This window comes from Bacteroides sp. 1001136B_160425_E2 (assembly GCF_015559655.1).
GTDB classification, from domain to species: domain Bacteria; phylum Bacteroidota; class Bacteroidia; order Bacteroidales; family Bacteroidaceae; genus Bacteroides; species Bacteroides luhongzhouii.
The window spans coordinates 366,050-391,379 of the sequence record NZ_JADMQH010000003.1 but is presented as its reverse complement, the minus strand read 5'-3'; the positions used below and the strand labels follow the sequence as shown (position 1 = coordinate 391,379).

Here is a 25,330-nt window from a genome sequence, read left to right as displayed (position 1 = left end):
CCATTGGTATATCGAAACGGAACATACTCTATATTTTGCTCTCTGCACCGCTGAATTTCATCGTTCTCTAAATCCCGGGCCATTCAGAGCCGATATATAGACATCTGCAAGCTGGCGAAGAAGAAAATGTATATCCCGCTGGATATTCTTCTCGTAGAACCGGAGCAGCCCATAAAGGAACCCGTCACTATGCCTCTGTTTGAAGCTGCGACAGCCGCGGAACCGACCGGGCAAAACATACCGGACGTGTCGGTGTCACCGACAACGGTAGAACCTACTTTCGAGAAACTTCCGGAAGATTTCCAGAACTTTTCGGAAACTTCTGGAAACCTTCCGGAAAAAATCGACAAAGAAAAGAAAAGAAAAGAAAAGAAAAAGAAAACAAAGAAAAGTCCTCCTCTATCCCCCTACCGACTATCGGAGACCTCACGGAGGAGGAAGCGAGAGCTTTGCTTTCTTCCACTCCGTTGGGGAGAAATAAACCTGAAACGACCATTGCAACAGGTAGCAATACTACTTCCACAACTACCGGGCAACGCCCGCCACAAGTGGAGGCGGTGGCGCGCAAACAAAAGCCACGCAATACCAGAGGGCTGATAGAGGCCCTAAGCCCTTACAATCTTTCCCCCCGGGAGCTTGAGGAGGTGCTCAAACTGTCCGGACATGGCGAAATAGGAAATCCCGTATGGCAAATTCTAGGCGAAATGCACGGGAACAAACGCCTGCGGATGCCCCGGTTGTTCCTGTTGAAGCGGCTACGGGATGCCGTGGGGTTGATAGCGGGCAGCAGTCACGGAGATGACGGAATAAAAAACAAATCGGCTTCATAGCCTCACAAAAAGCAACAACGATGAGCGAAAAAGTAAGCACGATCACCTTGCGACTGACTGCCGAGGAAGTCATGCAGCTTGAAATTTTGAAGAATCTTACAGGAAAGCGAACGGCCAGCGAAGCAATCAAACACGTTGTGCGGGAGTACCCCCGTTTCTGTACCCACTACAAGCAGGAAGCGAAGGAACACGGAGAACTGAAACGAAAATACCGGGAGCAGGACGAAGCCGTGCGGGGTTTTCTGTCGGCACTCGACAGGTTGGAGAAAGCGGTCAGGGAAAAAGAGTAGGGGAAATGATTGCTAGCAAAATACGCTCCGGAAGATCTTGGCCAATGAAAGATTTGCTATCACATTTTTCCGGATCAGCTGCTGCAGCTCGGGAATAGTGCTGGCAAATGTTTCATCCTGAAAAAATATGATAGCAAATCTTTCCTACTGCAGCCGATGTGAGTTATACAGCTACCGGTTCCCCTTTGATAAGGGAGATTTCCAGTGCGTTTTCAATCTTGGTCAAAGTTTCGAGTGAAAGGTTCTCCCGTCCTCTCAACACCTTTGAAATGTATTGCGGGCTGCAATTCATTTTTTCAGCCAATTGCTTTTGGCTCATTCCTAATTCTTCCATCCTGTCCAGCATCAGCATGGCAATATTTTGCGAATGTCGGAGCCAAGACTTGTTTGTTTCAAGGAAGTCAAACAGCTCACGCCATTTCGAAGGCGTTGGAGAAGAATGTTCTTCAAGCCTTTGTGCGATAGATTTCATACTATTTTCCATACTATTCCTCCCAAATTATAATTCACTAATATACTCTATAAACCCTTCGTCATCAATAATTCCTTCTTCAAGCAAGTAGCGTCGAACCCTGTCTATTTTCACAAGTTCCTGCCTGGTGTACTCTCTTTCCTGCATCGTAGCCGTCAGCTTGATGGCGCCTCCGGTGATGATGTAGTTGCCTTGAATCAATTTGATAGCGTATAACCGGAGCCATGACGAGTGACCGTATTTACGTTTTAACCGGGCCTTTTCTTTTTGCAGCATCACATCCGAAGCTTGGTTGTTGTCCAGCGGACGGAATATCTTGCTTAAATCGGTTTCCGGGGAGATGTCCATTATGATGTATCGAAGGCGTCCACTATCTTCAATAGTATCGCTGATAGCTTCTTTTATATCCGTTATTTTAAAATAGGCGTTCAAAGTCGTCAATGTTCTCCTTGAAGAAAGCGCGTAGCCAAACCACGTCGGCCCAGTTGTTGAACACCTTATAAAATTCGTTATCATCCTCGCCTTCAAAGTGTACAGCCCATAATTTTCTGTCTCCAGTAATGTCGTCAAATGTCATATCTCCTTGTTTTATAGCAAGACAAAGATACGCAAAAATAACGAGATAATAAACTTATAGGTTGATTGTTTAGCAAGAAAAATGTTTTATTTAGTTGGTTTAGTGGTTGTCTGGTAGGTGGTGGTATCTGTGTCCCAGTCACTGATGTCCGGTTCGGGTAGTATTTCTCCCTGATTATTGGTGCTATCTTGGTTGTGTGACAGTATTTCTGTTTTTTTGTTATTTTCCGATTCAGCGGGAAGCATAGGTTCGCATCCGCTCACCAAGTGAATGATAATCATCACGAATATGATGATGGCTCCTAACACCAAGTTACCTTTGATATTTCGATGAGCCCCTCCTATATACCTGTCAAACTGGCTATAATTCCAAAGTTTTTCAAAGCCTTATACAAACCGTCATTCTCAACGGTATCAGTAATAAAATCGGCTGAAGCCTTGACAGCCTCCGATGCATTTCCCATAGCTACTCCGATTCCGGCAGCTTTCAACATAGGGATATCATTACCGCCATCACCACAAGCCATTATTTCCGCCATCTCAATTCCATAATAATCGGCAAAAGCAGAAATTCCGGTTGCCTTACTGATTCCTGCAAGATTCACATCAGCAAATAAAGGATGCCAGCGTGATAAGGAAAGGTTAGGCAGAAGCGGCATTACTTGCTGTTCTATTTCATCATCGATATAAAAACAAAGCTGGCAACACTCTTTTCTTTCAAATAGTTCTTCAATGTCTACAACGGCAGGGATGGGATGTTCCACGATTTTGGCAATCCGTTCGACAGTCGGAGTCAGCCGATTGACAAACACGCCTTCATCCAATTCAATAGCGACTGCGAAATCAAAAGCCTTTGCTATTTCCATGGCTTTCTTAAAATCATCCTTTGGAATAAGGTGTCTCCTTATCACAGTGCCATCCAGTAAGACACAGTCAGCTCCATTCAATGCTATAATTCCATCATACGGAACAGCAGCTATTTCATGAAGGTCACCTGCTGCTCTGCCGGTAGCAATGACTATTCGAATCCCACGGTCATGAATCTCCTTAAGGGCTTCAACAGAAGATTGCAATACTTCATGAGTTTCAAAACTCACCAATGTTCCATCCACATCGAGCATGATTGCTTTTATCATAACATCTATATTTTTTTTATTTACAGTCTATTACCCAGCGACAAAGTTACTGAAAAAATCCCCATAGCAGGTATACCACCAATACATAAAATAAAAAAGGCAAAAGGAAACAAGATCCTTTTGCCCTATACCTATTGATACCTACTGAAAAATGATAGTTAACGTTTAGCGGAAGTCCTTCAACTCTTCCTGTAATTTCTGACGGGTAAAGAATATGCGGCTTTTTACAGTACCTAACGGAAGATTCAACTTTTCTGCGATCTCACGGTACTTGAATCCTGAAATATGCATAGCAAATGGAACTCTGTATTCTTTAGGCAGAGCATTGACTACGCGGTGCATTTCCTTTAAATCGTAAGCTCTTTCTGTACTTTCAAAACCTGACTCTTGTGGCAGATTCAGATGATAGAGGTTTTCAGTCTGATCGACAAAAGTCTGATCGCGCACTACTTTGCGGTAATTATTAATAAAGATGTTCCGCATTATAGTATACATCCATCCTTTAAAATTTGTGTCGGGGGTATATTTGTCTTCGTTATCCAATGCTTTTAATGAGGTTTCTTGTAACAAATCGTTTGCTTCTTCACGATCGGTTGTCAGTTTGTATGCGAAGCGGAGTAATTCATCCTGTACTCCTATCAGATCTTTCCTGAAGGTTAAACTTTTCATATACGCTATTTTTAAATTGTGAGTATTCGTTGTTATAATTTTGATGTTGCAAGTTTACGGGTTTTCAACAAATGTGGCAGGTGAAGAACAGACATTGTTTAGGGGAAAATCTATCGGTTGATAGAATTTAGGTCATTTCTGATAGTATTCGGGTGGTTTTTAATCCGCATTACAGCAAAAATCCCATTTTGAAGTCACACCTGACTCAAAATGGGATAACACAAACAAAACAAACAATATTAGCGATTTTCACAAACAGCTGTCTTTTTATATTAAAAAATTCATAAGACTTAATTTAAAATCTGTCGCTTAAACATTCTTTTTATGGGGGCAAAAGTATTATTTTCCGGCAAAATGGAACGTATGATTTAAGAATAGTTATAAAGAATAATTGTTTTATGTATAAAAAATTGTGTTCAAATATAAAGAATTGTATCTCATAACTAGTATAAAAAGTAGCATAAATTAGTCTTTCGACGATATTTTATAATATCTCACACATTCCAAAGTGATGTAAATTCTCCTACTTCTTTTTTCACGTAAGAATTAATTTCTATATTTGGGCAATGTACAACCAAATACCAATTTATTATCCATGACTGATACTATTTCTTATCAATATGCAGCTCCTTCTACACTGCAACGGTCGGCCGATCAAGACGAACTGTTTCTTGCCAAATATAGCGAAATAGAAAAGAAAGAAGCTCCCTGTTTCTTTTGGGGAAAGCTGACACAACCTTATATGACGGCACGTTGCCTCATTGCATTATCCAACGTTGTGCAATCCAGTTTCAATCTGACACCAGCACAGCTTGCAATGCTGAAAGACCCAATTGTAACGGCTGGAAATAATCGTTTGCGCTTTGAAGGATTTTCTAATTGTGCAGGTGTATACGCCAGGGTCGATGTACTTCCTGATGGACACGACGGAGAATTCTTGGAAAACGGGACAACGAATGTAGATTTTAATCCCGGAATGATTTCTGCTTTAGGAGGAATAGGCAGACAGGAAAATGTAGTAATGTCGGTCGGTCCCAAAGAAGTGGGACTCTATAATAAAGGTGAGAAGGTGATAGAGCGAAAAGTACCTCTGCCCGTGAAATGGATAAAGGGGCTGACTACGGTGCAAATTTATCAATCCGTTGCCGAAAAGGTCTTTTCCTTCAATCGCATACAAACCCTGCAACTCTTCCAGACACTTCCGAAAAGTAGTGTGAAATGTGATTATTATTTAGTGATGCGTGGTCAAAAACCGGCCTTTTCACCGGTGAAAAGTATGAATGCCATCTGCATCGGAGGACTCCATCGTTTGCGCTTGCTCGAGCCTTTGCTTCCCTTTGCCGATGAGTTGAAAGTATTTGTGCATCCTACTATGCAATCTACTATCTGGCAACTTTATTTCGGTCCGATCCGCTTCAGTCTTTCTCTTTCCCGCGAATGTTGGAGAGGATTTTCCGGAGAAGGTGCCGCACTGGAATCTCTGCTCGAAGACGTACCTGAAAGATGGATAGAGGCGATGGATAAATACAGTTACGCCAATCAACAGTTCAACCCCACTCTTTTTGCCATAAAAGAACATATTGACCTGGATAAGGTAGATTCTCTCTCGGCACGATTGGCAGCAATGGGGTTGCTGGGATTTGATTTGGATGAAAACAGTTTCTTCTACCGCCGTCTGCCTTTCAAAACCGAACGTATTTTGAGCCTCAATCCCCGAATGATAGCCGCTGAAAAGTTGCTGAAAGAAGAAAAAGTAGAAATCATTTCGAATGACGGTAACCGGGCAGAAGCCCGTGTTGCAGGAAGCGGAGGAGTGAGGCATACCGTCATTCTGGACAGAGAGAACGAAAAAGAGCGTTGCACTTGCACCTGGTTTAGCAGCAATCAGGGAGAACGGGGAGCTTGCAAACATATTTTGGCAGTAAAGAAACTAGCGCAATGGAAGAACTAAAAAAAGAACTGGAGAAGTTATCCAAAGCTTATGTGGATACTCCGGAGAATGAAGAGAAGATATTAATCCCTTTTATCAAGAGATTATTGGAGTTGCCAATGAAGGACAGGCGGAAGTTGCTGCCGCTAATCCGGGAATTACAATGGATAAAAGGCAGGTTCGCTGGTTTCAGCAGTGAGACAACCTGTAGTCCGGCACGGGCACATTTTTTATCGGCAGTACAGTTTGTATGTGCCAACAAACGGGAGGTGGATATGGCATATCATGTGAAGTTTGATATGCTCTGCAAACTACTCCCACTTTACAACCCTGCCTGGCTGACAGACTTTATCAACGATGACAAAACATGGTTCAATTTCGATCTCAATTACGAAGAACTGATGCAGCTCATGGATATGGGATACCTCAAAGAAATTACGCCAAACCGCATAGCGCATGTACTCCCCTGGATTACCCTCATTAGAAAAAAGGGAGGCAAAGGAGACGATACTTTCAACAGTGAGCTATTACTCAAGCGGGATATTACACTGAAAGAGCACATCTGGACGCTTTTCGAACACGAATCAATCATCGGTTATCAGGATGACTGTGCCAAAAATGCTTATAAGAAAGGGATCACAACACGGGATGAAAGTATCAGTGCGGCCCTCTATCGCTATTCATTGGACGGTCATCTAGATAGAGAACGGCTACTAAGAACCACCCTCACCACTTTTCACCGGAGCTTCAAAAAAGACATGGCAGGATGGTTTGCCAGATTCTTTGAAACGCTGCAACCGACCGCCGGAGAATTGTTATCCTTACAGGAAGAGATCATGCAAACATTCACTTCTTCCTACACCAAACCGGTAAATATAATGTTGCAACAGTTGAAGAGCATTGCAGACGAAGAAGGATTCCGCTATCAGGAATTCATCGAACGGGCAACCACCCTTTTCTTCTCCAGTCCCAAGAACTCGCTATTAACCATTTACTCCATCTTTGAAAAGATCGTTGCGCAACATTCTGAGATGAAAGAGCCTTGTTGTATCACTCTCTGCCAACTATTTTTGAAGAAGGACGAAAGCCTGCAAAAGAAAGCTGCCAACTTTATTTCAAAGTATGGAGACGCCTCTTCGTCCAATCTCCAAGAAACACTACAGTCTTATCAACCGGAGATGTTTCAAAGTGCGCAAGCGATACTCGCATCTTTCAAGCCACAGTCTACAGAGCCACACCTTGCAGAAGAAGCAAATGCAACAGATACAAGTACGACAGAAGACATTCTTCATACAGAAGGAAAGAATACAGAAAGAAATAGTACTGATAAATCCCTCCTCTCCGAAGAGCCATCTCTGGAAGCCGTCCGCATTTGCCGGGAAGACAATCGTATTCCATTCCCTGCCAACAAAGAAGATTTCCTGTTCCAGCTTAGCCGTTTGTTCGACATGGAGGAGAACTGGGAGGTAGAAACAACGATTGCCGCTATCATTGCTTTCCATCCCCAACTGGATAAAGAAGACCTCAACCGGATGGAACCTATTTTCCAACGGGCAGCTAATATTGTTGCCAATAGTTGGGAACCATACGAAGATCTCCTTGCCACTTTCCTATTGGAATACCAACGCTTATGGGCACAGACAGACGACCCTAATACAGGAGTTTTGAGAAACATATTCACCCGGCTGGAAGAGAAACTGAAAGGAATAGATAAAAACAGAGGAGCTTACGACGAACGTTCCTTCAAACGACTTGCTGACTGGCAACCCGGTTATAGCAACGCAACCTGTTTCACCCCCATCAAGCAGTTATGGCTGAATGTGATCCGCAAAATAAAAGAAAGAAATACATTGCCATTGCTTTCTACTCCCACTCATACCCCGGCATACCTACAAGCCACCGAACTGATACGCCGGCTTGCCGCATATCAGGAAGTAGGAAAGAAACCCTGTTCGTGGGATTTCCAACTGGCTATTGCCCGTTGTGCCATGGAAGACAAAGAAGAAGCCATCGTCACCGCCCGGCAACTGTTGCAAGATGAGTATCTGCATCTCTCCCTGTTCTTATTAGACGAAAACACGCAACCCGAACCGCCCTACAACCATCCGACCGCTTGGGTAGCCGCCGGACTGGTAAAAGCACCGGAGACAGAATTTGAAGCATTCAAGTCTTTCGCCTGTAACACATTGCCACACAAGCATCTGACAGGAGACTACGAATGGAAAGAAGTGAAGCCCAAAGAAAACTCATACGAAACGGACAGACGCCTGCTCCAACTTGATTTTCACAAATGGCACAAATATATCGAACGCAACAGCCATCAGCTATGGCAGGAACATCTGATTATTAACAGTAAATACAACATGGATGACTCCCACTACATGGAACCTCTATTGTGTTGTTACCCTAACCGCCCGGAACCGTTGATAGCCCAGATTATCTCCTGCTACATGGCGTTCGGCACTCCACAGGAAGACAGCAAACGTACTCTTGCCTGTGCCTTACGTATGTTATTGTCTTTCCATTGCCCGCTCAAAGAGATGAGTCTGCTCCTGTTAAGCGGTTCACTGCTTTTTGTAGACAAAACAGTCCGTTCCTATGCAGCAGAATTATGGGTGGAAGGACTCTCCACAGGGAGAATAAACAACCACCGGGTAGGAGAAATCCTGGCCCGGCTTATCAGCATGGAACTTGCTCCGTTAAAACGCTTCACCACACAAGTGTACGAAAGCATGTACAAACGAAGTGCTTTCCACAACCGCCAACTGGAAGAACTGCTCACTGTATTTATCAGCGGATTGCCCGACAAACCCGTCACCGGACTCAAACAACTGCTCGAACTCTATCTGGAACTATTGACCATCAACCACAGCAAGGTTACGAACGAACGACTCCTGCAACGCCTGCAAGAATGGGCAACGAACAGCAATCTGAAGAAAGTGACCACTTCACTCAACAAACTATAATAAATTCATGATTATGACCATAGAAGAACGCCTCAACGAAATAGTAGAAAAGCAACAGGGTGATGACATCATCCCCTTTCTGCAAGGACTTACACAGGAAGAGCGAAAGGGTCTTGTCCCCTGCCTGAACAAACTGGAAGAATACTACAGTAAATTCGTGCAACTTAACGAGAATACATACGGTACACGGGCAACTTCCGTACAGCATCGTATCATCAATCTTACCGCCCTCGTTGTCTATTCTCTGAAAGAATTCCGCAAATACGAATGGGGAATCAATACGGAGGAACTGAATGAATTGATCCCGTGGTACATTCCCTCCTGGCTCGATAGCTTCTTCAAAGAAGGTGAAAGCAAAGAATTCGACGGTTTCTACGGAATGAATTACGAGATCCTGATGGATTGGATAGAACAAGGAGTACTCACCATAACACCCTCTCCACAAACCATCGCGAAGTATCTGGTGAACTATCTGAACAATACAGATTTCCTGCAAAAACGGGTAATCACACTCAAAGAGCATATCTGGTATCTGTTCCAACATGACTGCAGACAAAACTGGGCAGACAGCCGTACGAGTGGACAACCTTATTTCTCTTTCAGATACTTCGTAGAACACGGACAGCTAGACCGTATGCGTGTATTAAGGGAATCTCTGCTCGCTGTCAACCGAAAAATGAACAAGAACTTATGCGGCTGGTTTGCAGGCATGTTTACCGCACTTAACCCCAGCATAGAAGAGCAACTCGCATTACAACCGGAAATATTAGCCGTCCTGTCTGCCCCTCACAGCCGCCCGGTTAATACCATACTCGGACTGCTGAAAGGCTTATGCGTTCATCCACAATTCCGGATCGAAGAGTTTCTGAATCAGACTTCCGTTCTTTTCGCTTCAGATGTGAAGGCAGTCCACCAAAACACATTGGCCGTACTTAACAAGCTGGCAAAAGAAAGAAAAGAATTTCGTGACACCATCTGTTGTGTTGCCGCACAAGGATTAATGAGCCGGGAAGAATCCACTCAAAGCAAGATAGTCAAACTGATCCTGACGTATGGAGAGACGGAATCCGCCACATTAAGAGAAACACTCTCCGTATATACGGAAACAATGTTGACAAACACTAAAAAAGAGCTGAAGGCTTATCTGGAAAATAACGAATCCGGCCATACTTCTGCCTATAATGAAGCGACTCCCGCCCACTTCGGACAGCCCGATAACGATTCCGCCTCTTTCGTGTATGAGCCAATACTTCCCATTATCCGTGAGGACAACCGGATACAGGAAATCGCTTCTCCCGAAGACCTGATATTTCTTGCCAGCCAAGTGCTGGATGTGAACGAGATCTATCACTTCGACCTATTACTCGGTGCCTTAGTGCAATGGGACCGGCAACAGGAAGCGAAACAAATCTCACAATGGACACCCATCCTTCAACGCGCCTACAAACTACTGATAAACGGAGGAAGTTCACGAAACGGCCTATTAGACCAACTAATGGCAACTTTCCTCCTTGATTATGCAAAGCTACTGGTTAAACGCTTCCCTAAAGAAGCAAAAGAGCTAAGCGACTTACATCAGAAAATGGTACAGAAAGACGAACTGCAGAAAGGTAAATGGGGCTATCGTAATCTGCAGAAACTCACCATCCGTCAGAAAACAAACCAAAAAGAGAAATTCCCCGTTCACAAGCAGCTATTATGCCGCACACTAGACCTTTTGGAAAGCAAGGAGAAACCTTTACCCCTATTGTCCACTCCCACCCATATACCTATGTTTATTGCTCCGGCAACCCTGATAAAAAGATTAAAACAATATCAACTAGCAAACGCCGAGCCAGACGATATGGATATGCAAACGGCACTCTCGCGAGTGGCACTAGATGCTTCATCGCAAGAACTCCCTATCATCCTTCAAGACTTAAAAGGAGAATACCAACGTTTACTTTCTTTCTTATTGGGAGCAGAAGACGCACTCCCTCAAGCCCCCTTCACCCATCCTTCCTGGTGGATGACAGCAGGACTCGTCAAGTCGCCGGAGACAATCTACTCCGAATTCAAAGATTTCTCTTATAGTAAAGGGCCACGTGAATTCCTGACCGGAAACTTTGTATGGAGAACTTATCTGCACACTGACTCGTATATCGATTACAACAAGAAAAAAGTAGAATGGACCTCCGCTATTCTTAATTTCGATATCCCGGAAAGCAAGAACTCTCATATCGTCAATAAAGACGAATATAATGAGAGAATCAATTACCATTCATACGATCCTCATCCGTTAGTGGTCGAAATGTACCCGCTGATAGAACGTTACGACGATATACAGAACGACTTGCCACGTTTGGCATGGTTAACTCCCAATATGCCTGAACCATTATTGGTATGGTGCATCCGCAGTGCCATATATTATCCGATGCTAAATGAGGTCAGGGAAATAGGCATCACCCAAGCCACCATCGAAGCGCTTCATCAGTTAAGACACACCTGGCATGAGACGTCTTACATACTGGAAGCCAGTTGTATGTTGGTAGCAGATAAGACTTCCCGTTCTTACGCCGCCGAAATCTGGATAGACCGTGTCGGCAAAGGATGTATAGACAGTGAACACATAGGTAAAATCTTAGGTTCACATCAACACACCGGCTGGGGACCGTTGAAAAGACTCACCGATCTGATACAGCAACAAATGATGAATGTCAGCCCCCTGCACAACCGGGAACTGGAGAAACTAATCGTGGCAATGCTGGCCGAACTTCCGGAAAAGCCGATCAAAGATTTAAAAAAGTTGTTGGAGATATATGCAGAACTGTTGTCAATCAACAACAGCAAAGCCAAAGATGAACAGGTTTTGCACCTGTTGGACGTTTGGAAAGGGGTCGCCAATCTGAAAAAAACAGTGGCTAATATCCAACATTAAGAGAAGCGGTTGGAGTTACTTAATCTCTTGCGTTGTGTCAACGTACTGGCACGACCCGATCACTTAAACAATCAGGATTTAAAGGTAGCTTATTGGAGCTAAAGCCAAAAAGAAGTATCTTTGGCACACAAAATACCAAAGTTTGAATGATCATTCTAAAATATAGTTTAACCATCTTCTGTTTGCTGCTGACAGGATGCTCCTTCTTTTCCGACCAAAAGGAGAAGGAGGATCCCACCCTGACGGAATACGAATATACACCGGACGATATGCAATCCGGCGAAGAATGTACCACCGTCTCACCGCCACCGCCAGAGCGAAGCGCAATGGCTCTCTATATGGACTCACTAGGACTTGTCAATGTAACCGATCTGGATAGTAGCCTCGTTGTCAAACTAATGTATACGCAGGCTGATAATTTCACGGGCGAAGTGCTTTACGATAGCCTAACGGAAGCCTATCTGCATCCGGATGCGGCATACGCTCTTATAGAAGCACAAAAAGCCTTGAAAGAGCTACATCCCTCTTATAGTCTTATCATTTACGATGCAGCCCGCCCCATGTCGGTACAAAAGAAAATGTGGAACGTAGTGAAAGGAACGTCCAAATATAAATATGTCTCCAACCCAAACCATGGAGGCGGACTACATAACTACGGGCTGGCAGTAGACATCAGTATTCAAGACTCTTTAGGGCAGCCTTTACCTATGGGAACCAAAGTAGACCATTTGGGTGTGGAAGCTCACATCACAAACGAAAACGAACTGGTACATAACGGAAAAATGAGTGAGACAGAACGTCAGAACCGGATATTGCTGCGAAAAGTAATGAAAGAAGCCGGGTTCCGTGCATTACCTAGTGAATGGTGGCATTTCAATTTTTGCAGCCGGGATGTAGCCAGACAGAAATATAAGTTAATACCATAAATCGGCACTCGACAAGACCATAACCGGTGCTCAACGATTCAGTGTAATATCCTATAACACAATAACGCTATGATACAAATTTCCCCCGAAACTCTACTTTTCATCCGCGAACATTCATCGGAGGATGTACGCGCACTGGCTTTACAAGCTAAAAAGTATCCGGATATAGATATGCCGACTGCCATCACCCAAATTGCAGGAAAACAGGTTGCCGCCGAAAAGATTCCCTCATGGTGGGCAATAGAAAAGATATGGTATCCGAAACATCTGTCGCTAGAGCAATGCTCTTCTGAAATCACTGCCCGCTACAAAGCCCGTCTTTCGCAAGGAGATTCTCTGACCGACCTCACCGGAGGCTTCGGCATAGACTGTTCTTTTCTTGCCACCGGATTCAAGTCCGCCACTTATGTAGAACGTCAGGAAGAGCTTTGCGAAATAGCTGCACACAACTTTCCCATACTGAATCTAAACCATATAAACGTAAGAAATGAGGACGGAGTAGCCTATCTGCAAACAATGTCCCCCGTAGATTGTATCTTCCTCGACCCTGCCCGCCGCAATGAATACGGCGGAAAAACGGTCGCCATCTCCGACTGCGAACCGAACGTAGCCGAACTCGAAGATCTTCTGCTTAGCAAAGCCAACCGGGTAATGATAAAACTCTCTCCCATGCTCGATCTTTCAGTAGCACTGAAAGAGCTGAAACATACACAGGAAGTTCATATCCTATCTGTCAATAACGAATGTAAGGAACTGCTAATCCTACTCGGACAAACATCACCGGCAGAAATCGCCATTCATTGTGTAAACCTCTTCACGAAAGGGACTCAAGAAGAACAACGCTTCGTATTCACCCGCGAACAAGAGCAGCGTAGCGAATGTACTTATACCGAATCTTTAGAAAATTACCTTTACGAGCCGAATGCATCTCTTCTAAAAGCCGGTGCCTTCCGCAGTATCGCCGCAGTCTACTCTGTCCGGAAACTGCATCCCAACAGTCATCTTTACACCTCCGATACTTTCATCGAAAACTTCCCCGGAAGAATCTTCCGGATTGTCAACCACTGTAGTTTCAATAAAAAAGAAGTAAAGGAGAATCTGGCAGATCTGAAAAAAGCAAATGTGACTGTCCGTAACTTCCCCGCCACAGTAGCCGAACTTCGCAAACGGCTCCATCTAACAGAAGGAGGAGATACCTACCTATTTGCCAGCACGTTAAATAATGGACAAAAAGTTATTATCCGCTGTGAGAAAGTCTGAACTAGTACCCACAGCTACCAACGCACACTTGCACAAGGCGTAAGCTGGGATGGGCAATACCTCTTCCGTCCTCTCAAACGCTTTATCTTTGGAGGAACCTACACCGGATTTTCTTCCAAAGGAAGCCATCCTGAAAGAAAAGACCATTTATGGATTCATTTCATCGGCACGCAAATCGGAATGTGTAATGCCAATACCAAACATTGGCAAATCCGGGTGACAACCGGTCCTGGCGGAGTCATTCTGCGAAACAACAGCGAAGTATTCGGCAACACACGAAAAGTGAGAGCCTTCACTATCGGTCTACTCACCAATGCCAATGTTACCTATAAGCTGAGTCCCAACCTAGGAGTCAGTCTAGGAGTACAATATATGTATAGCGAACTACTTAGAATGAGGACTCACTATCACGGAGAAAAGGTTATTGTAAAACTCGATTCAAATGATGATGCCAACCTCACACGACTAAACGTCACTACGGGATTATCCTATTATTTCTAACATTCACTAAAAAAAGCAATATGAAGAAATATATACTCATTCTCTTTTCCATCATCAGCTTCTGGAGTTGTACGGAAGATGAATCGATTGATATCACCGTTTTGCCTTCTGCCACCACTACAGGCGCCAACACATTCGGTTGCCTGATGGACGGCTGGGTTTATGTGGGAGGACGCTACCTGAATTGGGGACACTCATATAGATCAATGCCGGTGTAAAAACAAACTTTTAATACGAACTAAATCACACTATTTATTCCTTTAAAAGGAAACCCCCGTTGGTTTAAAAGGAACGGGAGGTTGGTTTAAAAGGAAGAGGGCGTTCCTTTTAAACCAACAAATCAAAAAAATCGAAGCAATTATGTAAATTTATAAATCACTAATATACAACAGAATATGAATATAAAGATTTAAATTCTCTTGATGATATAAATTCTACTCTCAGTGAAAAAACACACAACCCGAGGTGTTCCTTTCGTGATGAAAAGGACACCTTTTTAGTAATATTCCATCGCCTACCGATTAGTAGAAGTCCCGTAAGCCTACGATCAATCCAAGCAAAAACTATTCAGGTCTATTTTCTTCCCCCGCCTTATTGGAAGGATTATTGCTTTTCTGATACTCTTTGGGAGTGGTCGTCTCATTTCCATCCCGAACTGCCATATAGTGCGGTGACATAATTTCAATGCCGGCCTCATTAAATTTATCCTGAATATTCTGATGCAAATCCGAATAAATCTGTGCCATCTTATCTGCCTGTTTGATATAAGCATTAATTTGATAGACCGGATACCAATCGCTCAAAGAAGTTTCCAACACAAACGGACGTGGATCATCCACCACTCCGGGAGTGTTCAACGCAGCATCAATCAGTATCTGATTAACCTGCCGCCAGGGAATATCATAACCGATAGATACTTCCGAGTGAATAATCAGTCCATATTCACGCGCCGAAGTACTGTAGTTCACCGTATGAGACGACATGATAAATGAATTGGGAACAGTCACAACCTCATTTTTGGGAGTCCGGATACGGGTGACAAGAGGAGTCTTTTCGATGATATCACCTGTGGTATCATTCAATTTGATCCGGTCGCCCATCTTGAACGGACGCATATAAGTAATCACCAGTCCGGCAATAATATTACCGATAACCGTACTTGACCCGAGCGAAACGATCAATCCGACAAATACCGAAATACCCTGGAACACACCGGAATCGGAGCCGGGGAGATAAGGGTAAATCATCGCAATCATAAATGCATAGAGCAGGAAACGGGCGATATGGAAAGTCGGCATCGCCCAATCCGGGTAGAAGCCATTGATTTTAAGGCGTCCGGCTTCCACTTCACGTGCCAGATACAAGACGAGACGTACCAGATACTTCACGGCATACCAGATGACGATGATGGTAAACAGTTTGGGCACATAGTCGATAATACCCACAAAGATACCGCGAATCGGATTCCATATATACCCCAACAGTTGATATGCCAGTCCTTCTGTCTGCGGAAAGATGATAAAAATCAATGGTACGGTAAACAGTAGCTGCAATCCCATCAGTATATACCGCCCGATACTGGACAGGAACACTAACAGGTTCGCCTGTTTCTGCGCATCCAACAATTCATATCCCTGGATGGATACCGGTTTTATCTTCGTGTCTTTCAGGCGCAGAATACGCGCTTTCAGTTTACGGAATAACCAGTTAGTCAAGCGGAACAGGAAATACTGTCCAACAATTACCAACACAAAATAGAGCACACGCTTTGCCATACGCCAAAGTCCGTGCTCGGCTTTCATCTCATGCAGTTTGGTAATGACACTCTGTTGTCTTTCCTTAGCTAGCGAATCACGGGAAACTCCTTCCCACAAGGCATCCTGATCGGTAAGAGAAAGTAGTACTTTGCTGCCGTACATCAAATCGGAAACTATGTCCGAATGGTCGATAGCAACAGAATCAGGTTGTAGATTAAAGCGTCTTCCTATTTCTTCAATCGCCGCACCGGTCATTTGGGCACGTTGCTGAGGAGTATATCCACCTCGTTTGGTGAAAAGGTAAAATAAGGTATCATCGTCCGCCACTACCGGTATTCCCTTAGTGAACTGCCGCAGGGAGTCGATGCGCTGTCGTTGCTGTGCATATTTTACGGAGTCGGCGGTAGCCATCTGGAGCTTCATCTGCTCCATTTCCATCCTCATATTCGCCTCATTGAGCCGGGCTTCTTCCAATGCTTTCTGCATATTCGCCAGGTGGATAGAGTCCGAATCCCGTTTCAAAGGAACATGTCCGCCCGTTATTGTATCTCCGGCAAATATCTTCTTAACCGCCTGTTCCAACTGTGCTTGCGCCCCGATTGCCAGGAAAGAAAAGAACAACACTAGTAACGACCGTTTTATTTTATTTATTTCCATACCTTATATTCCTTGATTATAATTAAGGTTAATCTAACATTTCATTAAAAACAGAGCAAACATACGGATTGTTTTTGACATTACCATTTCCAAATTGATTATCTTTGCCACTAAAAGAGAAAAAACATGAATATATTATTACTTATCGGGGGATTAATCCTCATTCTTCTAGGAGCTAACGGCTTAACAGACGGTGCCGCCTCAGTAGCCAAGCATTTTCGCATCCCTCCTATCGTAATCGGACTTACCATCGTTGCATTCGGCACTTCTGCCCCAGAACTGACAGTCAGTGTATCTTCTGCTCTCAAAGGAAGCGCGGATATTGCCATAGGCAACGTAGTGGGAAGTAATATATTCAATACATTGATGATTGTGGGCTGCACAGCGTTATTCGCCCCGATTGTCATCACCCGCAATACGCTTAGAAAAGAGATACCGCTCTGCATACTTTCTTCTATGGTCTTGCTGATTTGTGCCAATGATGTATTTCTGGATAAAGCTCCGGAGAATATTCTGAACAGAGTAGACGGTTTATTATTGCTTTGTTTCTTTGTCATCTTCATGGGGTACACCTTTGCCATCGCCTCCAAGCCGACCACGACGGAACAAGCGGGACAGATAGAACCTCCGACCATAGAAGAGGAGACAGAGATCAAATCACTCCCTTGGTGGAAATCCATTCTTTATATCATCGGAGGCTTGGCTGCCCTTATTTTTGGAGGTCAGCTGTTTGTTGACGGTGCCACGGGCATCGCCCGCAACCTGGGTGTCAGCGAATCGATTATCGGACTGACACTGGTTGCAGGAGGTACTTCTCTTCCTGAACTGGCTACGTCTATCGTTGCCGCATTAAAGAAGAATCCGGAAATTGCCATTGGGAATGTGATTGGTAGTAACCTCTTCAATATATTCTTTGTACTGGGATGTAGCGCCAGCATCACTCCTCTCCATCTTAGTGGAATTACCAACTTTGACCTGTTTACGTTAGTAGGTTCCGGAATTCTGCTTTGGTTATTCGGGCTGTTCTTTGCCAAAAGGACTATCACGAGAATCGAAGGAGGGATTATGATACTTTGTTATGTGGCGTACACGGTGATATTGATTTATAATACTTGAGAATAACAGAAAAGGGGGGCTGAAAAGGCCCCCTCTTCTCATTCATACTAACTAACCTAATATTCATTTCACTTCAACAGTCACCAGTCTATCTTACACAACCGAAAACTACAGTACACTTCTTATCATTTCCATCTAATAAGATCTTATTCACTGATAAACTCTTTTGGTAATAAAATCCGTCGCATCATGTCCGCAAAGATAGCAGCCATACGTTGCTGTATATAAGACTTTTCTCCATGTAACGGATGCCACCCATAAACTTCACCATAAGCAACCTGTATATCACCACCTGTAAAAATACGACTGAACTGCTCACCTGTCACAGGATGTTTCTGACTCTTCGAGAAACCAATGTATTTGTCAAATTCAACCACCGGAAGTCCCCATTTCTCAGCAAGCATACGAATAGTGCTGTTAAACATCGGCCGACTATCATTCCAATGAGTGCACAATACAATCAATGCAGGTTTACCATATGGTGAGTTATAATACTTTGACGCCGGACTAAACTTCAGGTTATAACATTCGGATATATACCGCTTGATAACATAATCATAACACGCAGCATAATCGGAAGCATCAAAAGGAAGCACATAATCTTTATAATTTTCTTTCAGATAATCTGAATGGAATACATCCTTATCATGCACCTGCATGATGACAAACACATCAGTCTTATCCAATTCTTCAGGAGAATAAAGCGTTCCTTCAGCCATCCTGTTAGCCGTATTCGCAATCGACTCGCTAGATACTGCACGGTTAACAGGTACAGCCCCTAGTGCCCGGCATCCCATCTCAAACCATTTATTATTGGGTTCGGCAAAAGATGCCCCCGACAATAATATCGTATATCTATCTTCATTCTGTGCATTTCCATAAGAACAAACGAGCACAAGCAACAAAAGTAAACTACTTATTTTTTTCATCTCAAACTATTTTTATTTTCTGAACTTCATCATCCAATCCCAACCTTTATTCCATTGTTCCGGATAATTATAATGTCCTGTTTCCTCTACTACGAACAGTTCCTTCTCCGACTGAATCATATTATATGTACTATAGGTTGTTGTAGGCGGACAAACCATATCGTTATACCCGAACGACATATAACAAGGCACATCAAGCCTCCTTGCAAAATTAGCAACATCATAATAAGCTGCAGTCGCCACTTTGGATTTCAATGTCGGACTTTCCTCACAATTACGGAAATAATGCGGCCACCCACCTGCACGACCACAAAGATAACCTGTCAGATCACAAAGTGCGGGATAAAAAGTCATAATCGCCTTTACTTTGGGATTCAACGCCGCCGTTACAATAGCCAGCGCACCTCCTTGGCTTCCTCCGGCTACAAATAAATTGGTCCCATCATACTGTGGTAACGTAACTAAATAATCAACTGCTCTCACACAACTCAGATAAACCCGCCGATAATAAAAATCAGAACGCGAATCTATATTCAGCGTGGGATAACCATTCAACGCACCATTGGCCAAAGCATCATACACCGTTTGCGACAAATTCACCGGAATCCCATGAATACCTAATTCCAAGGTTATAAAACCATTTCCAGCCGTAGCCACATCACCTGTATATGAACGTACGCCCGCCCCGGGTACTTTCAAAATAGCTGGGTATTTCCCTTCCTTCTTCGGCACACAAAGGATGCCGTATACTTTGGAATTCGAAGCAAATGCCCCTAAACTGAGATGGTAGACATTGACATTCTCTGTACAAGAAGCCGGAATTAACTGCAATTGGATATTCATAGGTACATGGGCTGCCTCTGCCAATTGTCTATCCCAAAATACATTAAAATCTGCCGGCATTGCAACTGTCGGCACTAGCTTTTCCGGTTCAAAACCTACCGTACACAATCCTTCGTAACGGCAATGGTTATAAACAGTCTCAACCTTACAACGCAAAAATCCGTTTTTTTTCATCGTACCACCCTTTATACGTCCGGTTCCGTCCGACAACATCAACGAGTCTTGTTTTAAAGGCTCCATCATATCCTCGGCTATCGAATAAACGACCACGCTCCTAACCGGAATACCCGACACTTTGACGGTTACATTAAAATCAACCTGTTCACCAAGAGAATAATTAAACTTCTTCTGTTGAGGTGAAACTTCCACTTCTACCATCTGTCTAGATGGCTGAGCCTGCAAAACAGATGAATACATCACTAAAAAGAAACATAAATATGATAAATATATTCTCAACAACATTACTAAATCCTTCCTAACTAAATTGACAACTATCACTCACTGATTATCTGGTATACGTACGCCATACAACCAACATCTTTATCTTCTCTCAAACTCCCTTTCTACGGACCTCCAACTCTGCTGTTATCTCCGACATTTTCTTTTCACTCAACGGATATCTTGAAATGAATAAAACAGATATCAATGTAGCGCAAGCTGGCAAAACACTCATCATCAAGCAAATGCCGATCAAAGCAGTCTCCGTCTGAACCACATTCGCCTCAAAACCAAAATAGAACAACAACCAGCCACTCAAAGAGCCTCCTATTGTCCAACCAAGCTTTTGAGACATAGATGAAGATGAAAAGATTAATCCCGTAGCCCGACGTCCAGTTTTCCATTCCGAGTAATCGGCTATATCCGCATACATGGACCACATCAGCGGTGAAACAATACCTGCACAGATACTAATCAGAATTTGCATCAACAAGATAGCAGCAACCATATCTTTGGGCAAGAAATAAAAAATAATACTCAATACTGTTGCCGCTGCCATAGCAGAAAAAAATGTCAGTCTTTTACCTATCGCACGCGTCAAAGCTGGTACACATAGAATACCGACAATATTGAAAGCCTGCCCCAGCACCAGATAAATAGTAATTAATGTCAGTGACGCGTCCATGATGGAAAACGACCATAAATCCGACCCCGCCACATAATACTTGAAATAAAACACAGCCGCACCATCACGCAAAGAGTTGAATACAAGCACCATCACACTGGCTCCCAAAAGAATCCACCAAGGTTTATTCACTCCTAAATCTTTCAAATCATTCTTTAGGAGACTCTTCTTCTCAAGAATCGGACGAATCCGCTCCTTTGTCCACAAGAAAGTTAATAAAAACATACAAGTGGCCATAACGGCAAAAACGACAGCAGCCATCTGCCAACCGAAAGCCATTGAAGGCAAACCATCAACCAGCTTCATCCTGCTAAAGAAATCAGTCAATGGCTCAACCAATGCAAGAACGAGTATGCTGCCCCCAAAAGCAAAAGTCATACGATAGGAGGAAAACTCCGTACGAGTCTGCGGATTGACTGACATAACCCCTAATAAGGAAGCATACGGTACGTTAATCAAGGAGTAAATCATCATCATCAACGTATAGGTGATATAAGCATAAACAATCTTAGCGGTTTCACTCTCCCCCCATGAAGAAAAAGTAAGGATTCCACAAATTCCAAACGGAACAGCCACCCACAACAAATACGGTCGGAATTTGCCCCAGCGGCTTTCCGTACGATCTCCCAGAATGCCTATAAAAGGATCCAGAAACGTGTCCCAGATACGAGTAACCAAAAACATAGTACCCACCACTGCAGCCGAAAGTCCTACCACATCCGTGTAAAAGAACAAGAGATACATGGTAAACAACTTCCAAAACATAGAAGAAGCTGCATCCCCTAATCCATATCCGATCTTTTCCTTCAGTTTAACTTGTTCATTTTCCATAAAAATCTACTTTAAAGAAGCTAAATAAGCTTTGTTCTTATTCACTAACTTATATATATTCTGAACTGATTTAATTGAACGAAAATCATCAGCCGGCGTATTGAAACAATAATCCAGCAAATGTTCAATATCAGTTTCCGCCACATGCATACGGGTATCACATGAAGCATAATAAATATATACTTTATCCTCGTCTCTTATCCAGCCATTCGCAAACAATACATTAGAGACATCCCCCACTCTTTCTTCACCAACCGGGGCCATAAAATAACCGGCCGGCTCTGCTATCACCTTTGTCGGATCTTCTAATGAAGTAACATACAAATATAAAACATATCTCAAACCTGCAGCACATCCGCGCACACCATGAGCCAGATGTAGCCAACCTCTTGAGGTTTTGATCGGATGCGGACCTTCTCCATTCTTCTGTTCCTTGATGGTATGATAAAAACGAGAATTAATAATCTTTTCCTCTTTGACTTCTGCATGAATAATATCATCAACGAGCGCCCATCCTATACCACCGCCATTTCCCGCATCGATAAATCCATCTTGCGGACGAGTATACAATGCATATTTACCATCCACAAACTCCGGATGCAGCACAACATTACGTTGCTGGCTCTTCGTCACCAAATCCGGCAAACGCTCCCAGTTTTTCAGGTCTTTTGTTCGGGCAATTGCCGCAAATGCCACCGCCGAAGACAAATCTCCCGGACGGGCGGCCGGATCCCTGCGTTCCGCACAGAATATTGCATAAATCCAACCGTCTTCGTGAGCTGTGAGCCGAGCATCATACATATTGGTATCCGGAACCTCCGTTTCCGGCATCAATACCGGAAAATCCCAAAACCGGAAATGATCTACAGGGCTGTCACTTTCAGCTATAGCAAAAAATGACTTGCGGTCCATACCTTCCACACGAACCATTAAATAATATTTCCCATTCAGCTTAATGGCACCAGAATTCATTACTGCATTAACTCCGATACGTTCCTCCATAAAACGATTGGTTACTGGATTAAAATCATAACGCCAGATCAACGGCGCATGATCAGCTGTCAATACAGGATATTTATAACGACAATAAATACCGTTCGTCGTCTCCATCTGTATATTCTTACGAGTAAGCAATACTTCATGCTTAACTTTCAAGTCATCTAATACACAATTTTTCATAATACTATCCTTATCATTTTTCTAATATTAATACCCAATCTTCTTTTTCACTATTATTCGGTGTATTGATCTCCAGACTTACTCTTGAATCAATTCCTGCCTCAGAAAACAAGCCGTTACGCGGGTTCATCCACCGCAAAGAATAGTAACCGGCTCCCCAATCCTTCAAGTTCAGTTTCCATCGCCCACCTTCCGGAAAATAACACACTAAATAGCTATCCCCGCCCAAAGCCACGGCTTCATCAACTCCATCTTTTACACTACTTATCATCCCGAAAAATGTTTTCCCATTCTTAAAAGAAAACATATTCCACAAACGACGAAAGTGAATCAGTTGCTCTGCACCTTCCAAATCAAGAGAGTCATACCAGGGAGTACGTGCTTCACACATCGGAATATGCTTAGCTGTATACATTTGCCAGACATTATTGCAACCATAAGTATAACCACATGCTCCGGACAACATACTCTGGTACAAAGACTTCCGAACATCATATGCCGTAAAACGTCCATCCTCCGGTTTGAAATTACGTGGTATGTCTTCATAGCGGGGTTCACCATCCATCACAGGTTTTCTCGGTTCCCTAAACAGATCTGGAAGTAGCAACCGGCGATAAATGTCATAAGACTCCTGACAATGCCCGCTTTGAAACATATTAAAATCTAACCATGTTTCATTATGAAACCACATGGATGAAGAATGTTCTCCATGCGGATGATAAGTCATCAAATGCCGGGAATCCTTTTCCCTGATGCCTTCAGCCATTGCTTTCCAAATGTCGCTATTCTTATCACCACCGCTTCTATCACCTCCTATGACCCAAATTATATTCGGATAAGAGACATAACGATCACCCAGAAAACGACCGTACTCGCGGGCATTTTTCACATTAAACAGCTCCGGACCTCGTCCCCATTGTTTGTCAACTTTATCTCCCCATGTTGGTAACAAAGCCACATACAATCCTTTTGATGCCGCTATTTGGAGAATAGAATCAATATGATTCAAATAATCAGCGCTCAATGTAATGTCAGCCTCATCCGTCAATTGGGGCGTTCCAAATACGGTTGAAAAATCATCCAGCTCTGTCAAAATAACAGATTGGATTACAGTGAAACCTTTTAACCGGCGATTTTCTAGATAACACTCTGCTTCCTCTCCACTCAAACGGGCAAACATCTCCCACGCCGTATCTCCTAAATATAGAAACGGAGTCCCGTCTTCATGCTGCAAATACCGTTTACTGCAATCTACTTCAAGGTCTCCATGAGTAAACGGAATCATATTTTCCCTGTCAGAAACAGCAGGAAATGATATAATCGTAAATAAAGCCAGCAATAAATATGTCAGAAGTAGCCGCTTCATTTTATAATATTCGCTTCTTTATACTTTTCCAGAATCTTTACTTGAGAACGCTCCGCCCCTCCTTTATAGGTTGGAATCACCATAACTGCATCATCCGGCCACCAGGAACCGGAAGCCCAGTATGTCCCATTGATACCGTTTGTAGACAAATAGGACAGAAAATTATCCAAAGTAACTTCCCAATCCGGATCATTCACCGGAATCCCATATTCACCTATAAATCCTTTCAACCCATTCTCCTTTAACCACTCGACAAAAGGAGTGACTAGTTTCACCCCTTTATCAGGAGTACCCTCTTCTTCTTCGTAACTATATTTATATGTTCCCGAATTGTCTTTATCAAAATAGCAATGAGCCTCATACAGCAATTTCTCTGACGGGTCTTTCAAATACTTGAGTGTATCACTTACATGCTTCCATTTAGAAGCAGAACTCCAATGATTGCCACCAACTATTATGGGTGTATTGGGATCTGCCACACGAATAGAATCAATGGCTGACTGCGCCATACTAATCCAGAAAATATCTTCACCCAAATCATAAGGTTCGTTCATTAACCCATAGCCATAAATATTCGTATAGTTTTTAAACTCATCCGCCATTTTCTTCCAGAATCCAGCATAATGTTCGTTAGTGATATCATCTTGGCCTATTATCTGTACTTTACCATTATGATATCTACGGCAATAATTATGCATATCCAATATAACCTTCATATCCAATTGTGCGGCAGCCGTAACAAAATTCTTGACAGCCTGGAGATCCGGTGAATGAAGTTTACCTCCCGGTTCATGCTGTAAACGCTCCCATTTAAAAGGCATACGAATCAGATTCAAACCTTTTTCATGCCAATATTTCAAATCCTCCATAGTAGGATAACCATAATCCTTACCACATTCACCGGGAAAATTATCACCAAACTCCGCACAAGCAATATTGATTCCGAAAGGTTCACCTTTCTGCTCTGGAGAAGTCTTAACCGCACAAGATACCAGTCCCAACAAACCTAAACCAATCAGTATAATTTTAGCCTTCATATTTAACCATTTTATTAAT

18 protein-coding genes and 4 pseudogenes are annotated in these 25,330 nt (G+C 43.2%); 10 read left to right on the top strand and 12 right to left on the bottom strand.

Translation table 11 applies throughout. The annotated features are described in order from the left end of the window. Window positions 1-72: 72 nt before the first annotated feature. A pseudogene (locus I2I04_RS23625) lies at window positions 73-830 on the top strand (hypothetical protein); the annotation flags it as partial. 20 nt (window positions 831-850) lie between these two features. Next, window positions 851-1,120 carry a hypothetical protein gene (locus I2I04_RS04660; protein WP_195654456.1) on the top strand — a complete coding sequence of 90 codons (270 nt, stop codon included), beginning with the start codon at window positions 851-853 and terminating at the stop codon, window positions 1,118-1,120. A gap of 163 nt (window positions 1,121-1,283) precedes the next feature. Here I2I04_RS04660 and I2I04_RS04655 read toward each other — a convergent pair whose 3' ends face one another. The 5 genes and pseudogenes from I2I04_RS04655 to I2I04_RS04635 all read right to left on the bottom strand — a co-directional run bounded on the left by I2I04_RS04655 (window position 1,284) and on the right by I2I04_RS04635 (window position 3,973). Further along, window positions 1,284-1,604, bottom strand: a complete 321-nt coding sequence (locus tag I2I04_RS04655; protein WP_143258938.1) for a helix-turn-helix domain-containing protein — start codon at window positions 1,602-1,604, stop codon at window positions 1,284-1,286. Between the two features lie 15 nt (window positions 1,605-1,619). Next, window positions 1,620-2,169: pseudogene (locus I2I04_RS04650) on the bottom strand (hypothetical protein). An 86-nt stretch (window positions 2,170-2,255) separates the two neighbouring features. After that, the gene (locus I2I04_RS04645; RefSeq protein ID WP_223225875.1) at window positions 2,256-2,477 is read right to left on the bottom strand and encodes a hypothetical protein; all 222 of its coding nucleotides are present in this window, start codon (window positions 2,475-2,477) and stop codon (window positions 2,256-2,258) included. A 32-nt stretch (window positions 2,478-2,509) separates the two neighbouring features. After that, window positions 2,510-3,304, bottom strand: coding sequence for a Cof-type HAD-IIB family hydrolase (locus tag I2I04_RS04640; RefSeq protein WP_195654455.1), 795 nt, complete (start codon window positions 3,302-3,304; stop codon window positions 2,510-2,512). 165 nt (window positions 3,305-3,469) lie between these two features. Then, a complete protein-coding gene (locus tag I2I04_RS04635; protein ID WP_143258935.1) occupies window positions 3,470-3,973 on the bottom strand; it encodes an RNA polymerase sigma factor in 504 nt (167 codons plus the stop codon). A gap of 595 nt (window positions 3,974-4,568) precedes the next feature. On the opposite strand from I2I04_RS04635, the gene I2I04_RS04630 reads away from it, so the two are divergent. From I2I04_RS04630 to I2I04_RS04600, 7 genes and pseudogenes are all read left to right on the top strand, one after another. Then, window positions 4,569-5,924 carry an SWIM zinc finger family protein gene (locus tag I2I04_RS04630; RefSeq protein WP_195654454.1) on the top strand — a complete coding sequence of 452 codons (1,356 nt, stop codon included), beginning with the start codon at window positions 4,569-4,571 and terminating at the stop codon, window positions 5,922-5,924. Then, window positions 5,912-8,869: a DUF6493 family protein gene (locus tag I2I04_RS04625; protein ID WP_195654453.1), complete on the top strand. Its 2,958-nt coding sequence runs from the start codon at window positions 5,912-5,914 to the stop codon at window positions 8,867-8,869. The genes I2I04_RS04630 and I2I04_RS04625 overlap by 13 nt, the downstream gene beginning before the upstream one ends. A gap of 13 nt (window positions 8,870-8,882) precedes the next feature. Then, the gene (locus I2I04_RS04620) at window positions 8,883-11,786 is read left to right on the top strand and encodes a DUF6493 family protein (RefSeq protein WP_195654452.1); all 2,904 of its coding nucleotides are present in this window, start codon (window positions 8,883-8,885) and stop codon (window positions 11,784-11,786) included. Window positions 11,787-11,932: 146 nt separating this feature from the next. Next, entirely contained in the window at window positions 11,933-12,712 is a 780-nt protein-coding gene (locus I2I04_RS04615) for a M15 family metallopeptidase (RefSeq protein ID WP_195654451.1), read from the top strand. Between the two features lie 69 nt (window positions 12,713-12,781). Beyond that, window positions 12,782-13,972 carry a class I SAM-dependent methyltransferase gene (locus I2I04_RS04610; RefSeq protein ID WP_195654450.1) on the top strand — a complete coding sequence of 397 codons (1,191 nt, stop codon included), beginning with the start codon at window positions 12,782-12,784 and terminating at the stop codon, window positions 13,970-13,972. 3 nt (window positions 13,973-13,975) lie between these two features. Then, window positions 13,976-14,473, top strand: a pseudogene (locus tag I2I04_RS23480) (hypothetical protein); the annotation flags it as partial. A gap of 20 nt (window positions 14,474-14,493) precedes the next feature. Beyond that, window positions 14,494-14,673 (top strand): annotated as a pseudogene (locus I2I04_RS04600) (hypothetical protein); the annotation flags it as partial. A 363-nt stretch (window positions 14,674-15,036) separates the two neighbouring features. Here I2I04_RS04600 and I2I04_RS04595 read toward each other — a convergent pair. Beyond that, window positions 15,037-16,887 carry a mechanosensitive ion channel family protein gene (locus I2I04_RS04595; RefSeq protein ID WP_195654449.1) on the bottom strand — a complete coding sequence of 617 codons (1,851 nt, stop codon included), beginning with the start codon at window positions 16,885-16,887 and terminating at the stop codon, window positions 15,037-15,039. Window positions 16,888-17,013: 126 nt separating this feature from the next. Here I2I04_RS04595 and I2I04_RS04590 point away from each other — a divergent pair, with 126 nt between their 5' ends. Continuing rightward, the gene (locus tag I2I04_RS04590; RefSeq protein ID WP_195654448.1) at window positions 17,014-18,003 is read left to right on the top strand and encodes a calcium/sodium antiporter; all 990 of its coding nucleotides are present in this window, start codon (window positions 17,014-17,016) and stop codon (window positions 18,001-18,003) included. Between the two features lie 146 nt (window positions 18,004-18,149). On the opposite strand, the gene I2I04_RS04585 is transcribed toward I2I04_RS04590, so the two are convergent. The 6 genes from I2I04_RS04585 to I2I04_RS04560 all read right to left on the bottom strand — a co-directional run bounded on the left by I2I04_RS04585 (window position 18,150) and on the right by I2I04_RS04560 (window position 25,311). Then, window positions 18,150-18,932, bottom strand: coding sequence for a DUF5040 domain-containing protein (locus I2I04_RS04585; RefSeq protein ID WP_195654447.1), 783 nt, complete (start codon window positions 18,930-18,932; stop codon window positions 18,150-18,152). Window positions 18,933-18,944: 12 nt separating this feature from the next. After that, a complete protein-coding gene (locus I2I04_RS04580) occupies window positions 18,945-20,153 on the bottom strand; it encodes an acetylxylan esterase (RefSeq protein WP_229126925.1) in 1,209 nt (402 codons plus the stop codon). 172 nt (window positions 20,154-20,325) lie between these two features. Further along, window positions 20,326-21,729 carry an MFS transporter gene (locus tag I2I04_RS04575; protein WP_195654445.1) on the bottom strand — a complete coding sequence of 468 codons (1,404 nt, stop codon included), beginning with the start codon at window positions 21,727-21,729 and terminating at the stop codon, window positions 20,326-20,328. 6 nt (window positions 21,730-21,735) lie between these two features. Beyond that, window positions 21,736-22,908, bottom strand: a complete 1,173-nt coding sequence (locus I2I04_RS04570) for a glycosidase (RefSeq protein WP_195654444.1) — start codon at window positions 22,906-22,908, stop codon at window positions 21,736-21,738. Between the two features lie 13 nt (window positions 22,909-22,921). Further along, window positions 22,922-24,274 carry a DUF4038 domain-containing protein gene (locus I2I04_RS04565; RefSeq protein ID WP_195654443.1) on the bottom strand — a complete coding sequence of 451 codons (1,353 nt, stop codon included), beginning with the start codon at window positions 24,272-24,274 and terminating at the stop codon, window positions 22,922-22,924. Then, window positions 24,271-25,311 carry a glycoside hydrolase family 5 protein gene (locus tag I2I04_RS04560; protein ID WP_195654442.1) on the bottom strand — a complete coding sequence of 347 codons (1,041 nt, stop codon included), beginning with the start codon at window positions 25,309-25,311 and terminating at the stop codon, window positions 24,271-24,273. Before I2I04_RS04560 ends, I2I04_RS04565 begins: the two co-directional genes overlap by 4 nt. Between the last annotated feature and the right edge of the window lie 19 nt (window positions 25,312-25,330).

Bases quoted from the DNA above. Each gene is read 5' to 3' on its own strand.
- I2I04_RS04660 (WP_195654456.1), top strand. From the start codon at position 851: ATGAGCGAAAAAGTAAGCACGATCACCTTGCGACTGACTGCCGAGGAA.
- I2I04_RS04655 (WP_143258938.1), bottom strand. From the start codon at position 1,604: ATGGAAAATAGTATGAAATCTATCGCACAAAGGCTTGAAGAACATTCT.
- I2I04_RS04640 (WP_195654455.1), bottom strand. From the start codon at position 3,304: ATGATAAAAGCAATCATGCTCGATGTGGATGGAACATTGGTGAGTTTT.
- I2I04_RS04635 (WP_143258935.1), bottom strand. From the start codon at position 3,973: ATGAAAAGTTTAACCTTCAGGAAAGATCTGATAGGAGTACAGGATGAA.
- I2I04_RS04630 (WP_195654454.1), top strand. From the start codon at position 4,569: ATGACTGATACTATTTCTTATCAATATGCAGCTCCTTCTACACTGCAA.
- I2I04_RS04625 (WP_195654453.1), top strand. From the start codon at position 5,912: ATGGAAGAACTAAAAAAAGAACTGGAGAAGTTATCCAAAGCTTATGTG.
- I2I04_RS04620 (WP_195654452.1), top strand. From the start codon at position 8,883: ATGACCATAGAAGAACGCCTCAACGAAATAGTAGAAAAGCAACAGGGT.
- I2I04_RS04615 (WP_195654451.1), top strand. From the start codon at position 11,933: ATGATCATTCTAAAATATAGTTTAACCATCTTCTGTTTGCTGCTGACA.
- I2I04_RS04610 (WP_195654450.1), top strand. From the start codon at position 12,782: ATGATACAAATTTCCCCCGAAACTCTACTTTTCATCCGCGAACATTCA.
- I2I04_RS04595 (WP_195654449.1), bottom strand. From the start codon at position 16,887: ATGGAAATAAATAAAATAAAACGGTCGTTACTAGTGTTGTTCTTTTCT.
- I2I04_RS04590 (WP_195654448.1), top strand. From the start codon at position 17,014: ATGAATATATTATTACTTATCGGGGGATTAATCCTCATTCTTCTAGGA.
- I2I04_RS04585 (WP_195654447.1), bottom strand. From the start codon at position 18,932: ATGAAAAAAATAAGTAGTTTACTTTTGTTGCTTGTGCTCGTTTGTTCT.
- I2I04_RS04580 (WP_229126925.1), bottom strand. From the start codon at position 20,153: ATGGTAGAAGTGGAAGTTTCACCTCAACAGAAGAAGTTTAATTATTCT.
- I2I04_RS04575 (WP_195654445.1), bottom strand. From the start codon at position 21,729: ATGGAAAATGAACAAGTTAAACTGAAGGAAAAGATCGGATATGGATTA.
- I2I04_RS04570 (WP_195654444.1), bottom strand. From the start codon at position 22,908: ATGAAAAATTGTGTATTAGATGACTTGAAAGTTAAGCATGAAGTATTG.
- I2I04_RS04565 (WP_195654443.1), bottom strand. From the start codon at position 24,274: ATGAAGCGGCTACTTCTGACATATTTATTGCTGGCTTTATTTACGATT.
- I2I04_RS04560 (WP_195654442.1), bottom strand. From the start codon at position 25,311: ATGAAGGCTAAAATTATACTGATTGGTTTAGGTTTGTTGGGACTGGTA.